The sequence below is a fragment of the Microcoleus sp. B4-C2 genome (genome assembly GCF_036705265.1).
Taxonomy (GTDB): Bacteria; Cyanobacteriota; Cyanobacteriia; order Cyanobacteriales; family Microcoleaceae; genus Microcoleus.
The window spans coordinates 7,664-16,682 of sequence record NZ_JAUBUB010000128.1 but is presented as its reverse complement, the minus strand read 5'-3'; the positions used below and the strand labels follow the sequence as shown (position 1 = coordinate 16,682).

Below are 9,019 nucleotides of genomic sequence, written 5' to 3'. Positions count from 1 at the left end.
AATTGCTGAAATCAGCATTTTATAGGATTCGTATGTCTATTTTCAGAATCCTATCAATAAGCGTTCAACACTTCTGCCTCTGAATATACGCCCGGGACTTCCCGGCTGGTAATTAATTAGATATACTTAAGCTATTTTGCCTCTAAATTTGATTTTGGGGCGGGTTCTCGCGCGCACCCCACAATAATTTTATCAAACTAGACTGTCATCAAGGCTCCGCTTAGGAACCGTAAAATTTAGATGCGTTTTGGCCGATCGACAAAAAATACGATCGCCCGCAGAATCTCTCGAAAGAAATCAAAAGGGCGATCGCATTCCCAAAACTCATTACCCATTACCAATGACCTAATTCCAACGCTTCTTGCGCTGTCGCTGGCTGGCCACCGCCTCCACCAGCCCCAGCGCGAGAAAATTACTCAGCAGCGACGCATTCCCGTAACTCAGGAAAGGTAGCGGAATCCCCGTAACCGGCGCCAAGCCAATGTTCATCCCAATATTTACGAACACCTGAAAAATTAACATTGACAGTACGCCGATCGCCAGCAAAGAACCAAAATTATCGTTAGCAGTTTGAGCGATCGTCACCAACCTGAAACAAATTACCCAAAAGACAAACAGCACGCAAATGCAGCCAATAAACCCCAATTCTTCGCCAATGGCTGAAAAGATAAAGTCTGTATGCTGTTCGGGAATAAAGTTAAGCTGAGTTTGCGTTCCCTGAAACAAACCCCTGCCTTTCAGTTCCCCGGCCCCAATAGCAATCCGAGATTGAATCAAGTGATATCCGCTACCTAAAGGGTCTTTCTCCGGGTTTAAAAACCCTGTCAGACGCATTTTTTGATAATCCTTGAGTACATTCCAAAAAAGCTGTCCGACTTGTCCAGAAACAACGTTCACCAACACAGCACCGAAAGTCCCCAACCAGGGCCAAGGCAGGGTTCGCCAAGCGATAATACCTGCAACAACTACCCAGGCTACCCAAATCGGTGTATACAGGTTATTGAGGAGAACTGAGATGAGAGGAGAGAATAGCAATATTAGCCAGCCGGGATTGACATTTCCCCAGTAAAACATCCCCATTGTGATCGCGCCGAAGACTAAGGAAGTACCTAAATTTGGTTCGGCAAAGATCAATCCCCAAGGTACAGCCATAATCGCCAGCATCCTCAACATATGACCCACCGTGGGGACAGTCTTGTCGTGCAGGAGAGCTGCTAAAGTGATAATCATGCCTACTTTGGCAAATTCTGACGGTTGCAGGTAAAAGCCGCCGATGTTGATCCACCGCTGGGCACCGAGCCCTGTAGTACCGATAAACCGCACTGCGATCAGGGACAAATTGATTAATATGTAAATCGGCCATTTCCACTCAATCAGTGTTTGGTAACGGCAGCGGGAAATGATGATGGCGAGGATCAAACCCACTGCCCCAGTTACCCAGTGCCGCCACCAGTCGATCATCCCCTGGTTGATTTCGACGCTGCGGATCATGACTCCCCCGAAGATGGTGAGGGCGATGCAAGCGCCAAACAGCCAAGGGTCTGCTTCTTCCCAGGGTTTGAAGATTGATTTCCAGCGGTTTCTGACTTGTATTCTCTGCAACATGAGGATTTTAGATTTTAGATTTTAGATTTTAGATTATCGAGCCGATTTTCGGAAGTTGTGGATATATTTTGGATTCACAGCCTGCACCTTACTTGAGAAGCCTCGGTGTAAGTATGTAACTTTATTCGGCGAGTTTTAGGGAGGTTCCGGGAACGGAAGAAGGAACGCCTGCGCCGGGTATCTGGGTATTCTATTTTTTTCTGGGCGCTTACTTAATTTAGTTCGCGCACGTGGTCAGAAACCGGGTTTTTGTCGAGAAGACGCACTGCAACTCGCAGAAACCGCTAAAAACCCGGTTTCTTGGGTTTTGATTCGTAAGCCCTAGAATCGTCAGGCCGGTTCGTAAAGGTACTCGAAGCCGTTCCCATCTGGATCTCTGCCGTAAAAGGATGCAGTACCGTCGCGGTGTTCGTGGATGTGGGTGACGGAAACACCATCGGCTTTGAGTTGTTCGTAGGCGGATTCCATTTCGGTGCGATCGTCAAATACAAACCCAAAATGCGGCCCTGCTTGGTCGTAACTCGGACTCAACAGCGCCAATCCGTCCTCTCCTGCTTTCAAATAAGCCCAGTCTGCATCTTTCCAGACTAACTCCATACCCAAGTTGCGGTAGAATTCAGCAGACTTCTCTATGTCTTGCACGCAGACGGCTACGTGTCCCAATCGTTTTAGTTTCATATCTACAAAGTTTATGGTTGTTCTTTCGTTTATTGTATCTATTTTCTGATTTATTTCTGAATTAATTAGGTATTTTTTCAGTTTTTTGGGTCGCAGCTAACTGTACTTTTTCTACTTGTTTGCTGGCGTCCATTTCGCTGAACAGTTGAATGGCGCGCTCAAAATTTTCTTGAGTTTTCTCGATGTTACCAAGTTTTTGTTCTGTTAGTGCTAGTTGATAGCAAGCTTCGGCTCGGTCTAATTTAGCGCTGGCTCGATCGAGTATTTCGATTGCTTCTGCATGGTGCTGCAGGGCTTGGTCAAATTCTCCCGGTTCTCGGTACAGCGCTGCTATACCGCTGAGAGATTTGGCTTTGATGGTAGTGTACTGGTTTTGGTCGGCCTGGGCGATCGCCCTTCCGAATTATTAGAAAGGGATCTCGCTCTTTTTTAACCGCAGATGGACGCAGATTAACGCAGATGCAGGAAGGGATCTCGCTCTTGTGATTCATAAAGCTTAAAAAATAGGAGTTAATTTTTAACTTCCTGAAAAATCTTATAGTGTTCGCAAATTATTTCAATAAAAATATCCCCTTCCAACCGAAAATGACTCAAAGCAGATAAATCTAAATTAGCCGGAAAAGTGAAAGGATAGGACAGGGAAGATAAGAAAGTTTCAGCCTTTTCTTCAAGCTTTCTGAGTTCGACTTCTCCTACCCAAAAACAGTAATTTTCATCATCGGAATTGATGGGGCGAGAAATCACTAGGTGAAGAATGCGATCGAACTCGATCGCTACATCTCCCACTTCGGGCCCAAAGGTGAAGTCTAAACGCAAGCCAAGATTTTGAGGGCGGAGTGAAACTCCTACTAAATCGGCACTTTTTAAGTCTTCTAAAAAGGTTTTGAGGTTGAGTGCGAGATCGGTTGTCATAGAATCACTTTTTCTCCGGTATTATGTGTCTTAGCCCCTGGTTCAAATTTTATTTGATTTCCATCTCTATTGTATCTACGACGGTAAGTTTTGCCCTCCGTCCCGCGTATATGAGGCCCTGTACGGACTATTTCACCATTTGGTCTAATATGAATGATACTGCCGTCTGGATGTTCAAAGGTTTGATAGCCACCTTTTGTGCTGGTTTGAAATTGGAAGCCGTAACTCTCCAGTATGGCGATCGCTTCTGATAAGGTTTGCCCTGTCAAATCGGGAAGTTGTTGTGCGGCGGGATTCATTGGTTGTGAATGGGAAAGATTTTGAGCGATCGCCATTTTGATTATAAAACGGGCGATCGCTCTTTTGATGAATGATGAGCGAGATCCTTTTTGAGTCAGGTCGATCGAGGGCGATCGATCTTCCCAATTTCTTATTACAAAATTACAGGTTGTGTGAGGCTTGACCAAAAATGGCAAAATCTGCCATAATAAGATAACGAGTTAAATGAGGTAAGTAATACCAGTGACAAGCATGAATATTTCTCTGCCTGACTCAATGCGAACTTATATAGAAGAACAGGTAGCCCAAGGGGGTTATAGTACAGCTAGCGAGTATTTTCGTGAGTTAATTCGCCAAGACCAAAAACGCAAAGCTTCAGAACGTTTGAAAGCGATGTTATTAGAGGGTTTGGAATCGGGAAATCCTACGGCGATGACGGAGGAAGATTGGATGGAGATTCGTCAAGCTGTGCGATCGCGAATTTCCCAGAATCAGGGGTTGCAGGAATAAAAAAGACCTCGATCCAAAAACGTCCGCAAGTTATCGGTGATTTGATTGAATTAGCCACTTACATTGCGGAAGATAATATGGATGCTTCCGATCGCTTTATTGTCGCGGCCGAAGAAACATTTAAACAATTAGCACAAACGCCAAAAATGGGAAAACGCTGTCAATTTTCTCATCCTAATTTAATCGATGTGCGACAACAAGCTATTAAAGGTTTTAGAAGATATCTGATTTTCTCCCGTCTGATAGACTCAGAGGTAGAAATTTTGCGCGTGATTCACGGGGCACGGGACATCGAAGATATCTTGGATAATGTTGATGAGACAGATTAAGAGCGATCGACTGGTATTTAGGAATTTTGGGAAATGTATGTTATCATTAAAGTGGCAGTTTATTTAATCTTAGTTTTCAAGAGTAATACACCAAAGCTTTCCAGAATTTTTACTATGATGAAAGAGCAAACATTTGAACTGGATGAATCTCAGATAAAATTTCTCCAAAGTTGTCAAAAGTATGGATTTAAAGACGCAAATGAAGTAGTAAGAATCGCAATTAAACGCCTGGAATTAGCATTAGAAGCGGAGCGATTGGAAGAATCCGCTACTCTCTATGCAGAAATCTATAAGGAAGATACAGACTTGCAAGAATTGACGGAATTAGGTTTAGAAGAATGGCTGAAGCTATAAAATTGAAACGCGGTTTAATTATTGAAGTTAATCTCGATCCAACAAAGGGTTCTGAAACGGGGAAAATTAGACCTTGTGTTGTTGTGACCAACAATACTTATAATGAGCGAGTTCCTGTAATCCAGGTTGTTCCAATTACTGCTTGGAGTGAAAAAAAAGCCAAGATTAAAAGTAATGTAGAGATTGAACCGTCTCAAAGAAATGGATTAACAAAAAAATCTATTGCTGATTGTTTGCAAACGCGCCCTATTGATTATAGTTCTCGTGGGGTAGATATCCGAGGTGAACTTGAACCAGAGGTGATCGTAAAAATCGATCTAGCTCTCAGAATCGTGTTTGCTTTGTAATTTTCAAGCTTTTAAAGAAGAAATAATCAATAGGTTACGAGGCGATCGCCCTTCATGATTATAAGACGAGCGATCGCCCTTCTGAATTATCCTGATCAAGGACGATCGATCTTTTTTAACCGCAGAGGGACGCAGATTAACGCAGATGCAAGAAAGGCGATCGATCAAGGACTAATGGAAACAACATCCCCAGCATCATTAATGCGAACTGCCGAACCTGCTGGCAGCGACGATATCATAGTGCTAACTTGTCTCATCAAAGGTACTAGATGGTCGGGCCTCGTACTGCTAGAATCTAACACCACAATTGTAATAGCACGACTTGCGAGATTTTGTTGATAGGGAAGATTTTTATCAGCAGTGATAAAAACATCAAAAGGATGATTCTCCGATCTCTCCAGAATTTCCCTATCTTTTAAGCCTCTCCACCCCATGTCATAAACATTGCTGATTGAATGACCCTCGTCTAAGAAAGGTTGCTTGAGTTTTTGACTCAAGAGATTTTCATCAAGCAGTATAAGCATTTGAATGATTTTCGAGCGAGAGCATCATTTTAGTGAGATTTTCTAGCACTTTAATTGCCTGACTTTCTAGGTAAGGAAAATCCTTAATAAATTCTGCGAAACCGCTTTCACCTTCGAGGTAGTCGAAAAAAGTCTTTAAGGGGACGCGGCTGCCAACAAATACGGGGACACCGCTCATAATTTCTGGATCGCGGTGAATAATTCCTTTTCTTTGCAGTAATTCTTCTATTTTCACGGGCTTTACTCCTTTATATCAAAAGAAGTGGGCAAGTCTAGCTGTAACTGATGGGTAATTATATCATAAATTTAGCAGAAGCGATCGCCCTTCTGAATTATTAGAAAGGGCGATCGATATTTTTTAACCGCAGATGGACGCAGATTAACGCAGATGCAAGAAGGGCGATCGTTCTTTTGATGAATGATGAGCGATAGCCTCTCCCGAAAAACCTTCCTTACCCCCCTGAAAAGCAGAGAATAAAATCAGTCATCAACGATTCCTATACTCCCAATAAGCCTGTAAGGGGCTAACAGTTCTATCTAGAACCGTTGTCTCGTCAGAAGCATTTAGAACAGAAGTAGGCTGTGAGTTATTGGCGACTGTCAGGTGTAAATGTGGAGCTAATCCGGTGTAGGATGTAGGTGCAATTTTAGCAATGGTTTTACCTGCTGAGATAATACCATTTGAGGTAGTACCATCTGGAAGAATACTACCTAGAACACGCAGTGATGGATCGACATTTACATGAAGATACATCCAGTAGCGCTCGGTATTTAATTCTTTAATGATGACTAGATCGCCTACACCCTTGTAAGCCTTTTCAATGCCGACAACAACTCCATCTGTAACCGAATAAACGGGTAATTTGTCTACACCATCAGTACCAATATCAATTCCAGAGTGAATCTGTTGATAATTAGTGGTGTAGTCTTGTTCATATACGTAGCCAGAAGAAGCTGTCGTCTTTACACCACCAAGAGCTTTATCTGATAAAGCTTGGTAGATTTGACTAACAGTTTCATTCGGAACAAGCTTATTAAGCTCCTTGTGAACTGAATCAGCCGTCATACTATTGTTATCTGGCTTATAGAGATTGATACTTCCGGTATTTAAATCCCACCAATGATCATCAAAATCACTGGGACGGAATTGACCCAATGGTTCAAAGCCTTTACCTGATACAGGCAGAGAATCCTCATAGTTTTTGCGAATGGCATTGTAGTCTTTCTCAATGCTTGAAAGTATACCGGGAAAGAAATTTCCTCCTTCACCTGTGCGAATTGTATTACCTTTGCCAGAGATTGGCTGATTAGGTGGAACAGGTACAGATGGCAAACCAGTCCCTTCTTTGTAAGCCGTCGCCTTACCTCCATTCCAGTAGATATAGCCCTTCTCAAAGTATTGAATAAGATTCCCATTTCCCAACCCCTTTTCCCCACTCTTCGGAGCGCCCAACCAGCCATCCAATCCACCTGTATTCAAGAATGCTTGACGGATAGCACCATAAAGGGGGAAAGTTCCATTTTTACTGCTGACGATCGACCCTTTGTCAAATAGTTGATAGCTGACACCACCAGAAGTGAGGACATCAGAAGTCGGATTACCCAGCGTTCCTTTAGAATTCTGGAAAACAGGATAGAAATTGCCATCAATGGTGCGCCCGTTGAGAGAAATTGAATTAGGCGCCGACTGCACCGGATTGTCAATTGGTGGCTGTACGGGATTGTCAATTGGCGGCTGTACGGGATTGTCAATTGGCGGTTGTACGGGATTGTCAATCGGCGGCTGCACGGGATTGTCAATCGGCGGCTGCACGGGATTGTCAATTGGCGGTGTAGAGGGGATATCTTGGACATTGGTGACGTACAAACCAGATACAAAACCGCTACCATCAGCGAGGTGATACCAGACATCAGTGCTACCTTCACCATTAGGATCGTTGATTAATTCACCTTGAGTCTGGTAGTCAAATTCCAGTTGTGTCCCAGGACTGACTTTACCGACAGAAGCACTGGAAGTATCAGCAGTGGGACGAATATTAACACCACCGTTAATCTGGACAGCAATTTTACCTCCATCCGTCACACCACTCAAATTAACCGCCCGTTCCCAGGGGCTAACTTGTCCTTCTAAACCCCAAGTTGTCGGATTCGAGAAAGGTGTCGGAATATAAGCTTGCGGCGCTGTTTCCTTCGCCATTGCCACAGCCTTATTGAAATTTACCACCCCAAAACCCGTTTCTTCATCCCATCCGGGCTCCTTCAAATCGATCGCACTTCCAGTCAAAATGTCAATCACTTGGGTAGCATTCAAATCGGGATTACTCTCCCAAACCTTAGATGCCATCCCCGCCGCCTTAGCCGCAGATGCCGAAGTTCCCGCCATCGTGCCTAAATCATCGCCAACAGTCGATAAAGTCGGATTGTCGATCGCACCTCCGGGTACTAAAATATCCAAACCATAGCCATAGCTGGAATAATCCGATCGCCCAAATCCATCAGATGAACCAACCGTGAGAATATTCTCAAACTCCTGGGAAGATTGACCCAAAACTGACATCACACCGCCGTCATTACCAGCCGCTACAACTAACAGCACTCCATTCTGACGCGCATTTTCTAAAGCCGCACGTTCTCTGGGTGTAAATTCGTAACGAGTGGTAATGCTGCCGTCAGCATTTTTCTGAGTTAAATCGAGAGGAAGAAGTGCGATCGCATTCTTCTTCTTTTGTGCTTTCGCCTCACCCACAAAATCAGTTAAAGCTAAATCCCATTCCCCAGAACCAATTGCCCGACTTAAATAAACATTCGCCTTATCGTTGTAGCCATCAATACCTTTATCGTTGCCTTGAATTGCACTAACTAAACCCCAGCTAAATGTGCCGTGTTCGTTACCTGTGCCAGCAGTAAACAAAGGATTGCTGTCTTTGTCGATGCGATCGCGCCCCAATGTCACTTTAGAGTAATCCAAATCGGGATTGTTCGTCGCAAATCCAGTATCGATGATGCCGATAAATGCGCGATTTTCTGGTGGCGAACTAATCGGTAAATCGGGTTCAACAGGTGGTTCCGGGTCGATCGGCTGCGACATATCATCGATCGGCTCAAGTCCAACCAGAGGCGCTTCCGGGGCGATCGTAGGCGGTTGCACCGGTGGTGTTGGAGGGGTCGGCACCGTTGCTACAGGTGGCGTTGTCGCAACAGGCGGCGTTGCCACAGGCAGCGTTTCCACAGGCGGCGTTGTCTCAATCGGTGGCGCGACAGCCACAGGTGGTTTTGTCTCCACAGGTGGCGTTGTCTCCACAGGTGGCGTTTCCACAGGAGGCGCGACAGCCACAGGTGGCGTTGTCTCCACAGGTGGCGTTTCCACAGGAGGCGCGACAGCCACAGGTGGTTTTGGATCAATCGGTGGCGTTTCCACAGGAGGCGCGACAGCCACAGGTGGTTTTGGATCAATCGGTGGCGTTTCCACAGGAGGCGCGAC

The 9,019-nt window shown here is 44.8% G+C and carries 12 protein-coding genes; 4 read left to right on the top strand and 8 right to left on the bottom strand.

What is annotated here, in order from left to right:
* Window positions 1-345: 345 nt before the first annotated feature.
* The 5 genes from rodA to QUB20_RS25915 all read right to left on the bottom strand — a co-directional run bounded on the left by rodA (window position 346) and on the right by QUB20_RS25915 (window position 3,671).
* Window positions 346-1,605 (bottom strand): rod shape-determining protein RodA, encoded by a 1,260-nt coding sequence (rodA, locus tag QUB20_RS25935; RefSeq protein ID WP_333250589.1) that lies wholly within the window; start codon window positions 1,603-1,605, stop codon window positions 346-348.
* A 330-nt stretch (window positions 1,606-1,935) separates the two neighbouring features.
* Window positions 1,936-2,283: a VOC family protein gene (locus QUB20_RS25930; RefSeq protein WP_190661613.1), complete on the bottom strand. Its 348-nt coding sequence runs from the start codon at window positions 2,281-2,283 to the stop codon at window positions 1,936-1,938.
* A 61-nt stretch (window positions 2,284-2,344) separates the two neighbouring features.
* A complete protein-coding gene (locus QUB20_RS25925) occupies window positions 2,345-2,548 on the bottom strand; it encodes a tetratricopeptide repeat protein (RefSeq protein WP_333238863.1) in 204 nt (67 codons plus the stop codon).
* A gap of 245 nt (window positions 2,549-2,793) precedes the next feature.
* Window positions 2,794-3,195 (bottom strand): hypothetical protein, encoded by a 402-nt coding sequence (locus tag QUB20_RS25920; protein WP_333250587.1) that lies wholly within the window; start codon window positions 3,193-3,195, stop codon window positions 2,794-2,796.
* Window positions 3,192-3,671: a PASTA domain-containing protein gene (locus QUB20_RS25915; RefSeq protein WP_333250584.1), complete on the bottom strand. Its 480-nt coding sequence runs from the start codon at window positions 3,669-3,671 to the stop codon at window positions 3,192-3,194. Before QUB20_RS25915 ends, QUB20_RS25920 begins: the two co-directional genes overlap by 4 nt.
* Window positions 3,672-3,726: 55 nt before the next feature.
* Here QUB20_RS25915 and QUB20_RS25910 point away from each other — a divergent pair, with 55 nt between their 5' ends.
* Genes QUB20_RS25910 through QUB20_RS25895 form a run of 4 tightly spaced genes read left to right on the top strand, consistent with a single transcriptional unit; the run spans window position 3,727 to window position 5,014 of the window.
* Complete coding sequence (locus QUB20_RS25910) at window positions 3,727-3,984, top strand: type II toxin-antitoxin system ParD family antitoxin (RefSeq protein WP_333250582.1); 258 nt, start codon at window positions 3,727-3,729, stop codon at window positions 3,982-3,984.
* The gene (locus QUB20_RS25905; RefSeq protein ID WP_333250580.1) at window positions 3,921-4,313 is read left to right on the top strand and encodes a type II toxin-antitoxin system RelE/ParE family toxin; all 393 of its coding nucleotides are present in this window, start codon (window positions 3,921-3,923) and stop codon (window positions 4,311-4,313) included. Before QUB20_RS25910 ends, QUB20_RS25905 begins: the two co-directional genes overlap by 64 nt.
* A gap of 33 nt (window positions 4,314-4,346) precedes the next feature.
* The gene (locus tag QUB20_RS25900) at window positions 4,347-4,667 is read left to right on the top strand and encodes a hypothetical protein (protein ID WP_333250578.1); all 321 of its coding nucleotides are present in this window, start codon (window positions 4,347-4,349) and stop codon (window positions 4,665-4,667) included.
* Window positions 4,652-5,014: a type II toxin-antitoxin system PemK/MazF family toxin gene (locus QUB20_RS25895; protein ID WP_333250576.1), complete on the top strand. Its 363-nt coding sequence runs from the start codon at window positions 4,652-4,654 to the stop codon at window positions 5,012-5,014. The genes QUB20_RS25900 and QUB20_RS25895 overlap by 16 nt, the downstream gene beginning before the upstream one ends.
* 164 nt (window positions 5,015-5,178) lie before the next feature.
* Here the strand turns inward: QUB20_RS25895 and QUB20_RS25890 are convergent, their stop codons facing one another.
* The 3 genes from QUB20_RS25890 to QUB20_RS25880 all read right to left on the bottom strand — a co-directional run.
* Window positions 5,179-5,538: a DUF5615 family PIN-like protein gene (locus tag QUB20_RS25890; protein WP_333055254.1), complete on the bottom strand. Its 360-nt coding sequence runs from the start codon at window positions 5,536-5,538 to the stop codon at window positions 5,179-5,181.
* On the bottom strand, window positions 5,522-5,773 hold the full coding sequence (locus QUB20_RS25885) for a DUF433 domain-containing protein (RefSeq protein ID WP_333055253.1): 252 nt from the start codon (window positions 5,771-5,773) through the stop codon (window positions 5,522-5,524). The genes QUB20_RS25890 and QUB20_RS25885 overlap by 17 nt, the downstream gene beginning before the upstream one ends.
* Before the next feature lie 252 nt (window positions 5,774-6,025).
* A partial coding sequence (locus QUB20_RS25880) for a S8 family serine peptidase (RefSeq protein ID WP_333250574.1) occupies window positions 6,026-9,019 on the bottom strand: 2,994 nt, incomplete at its 5' end.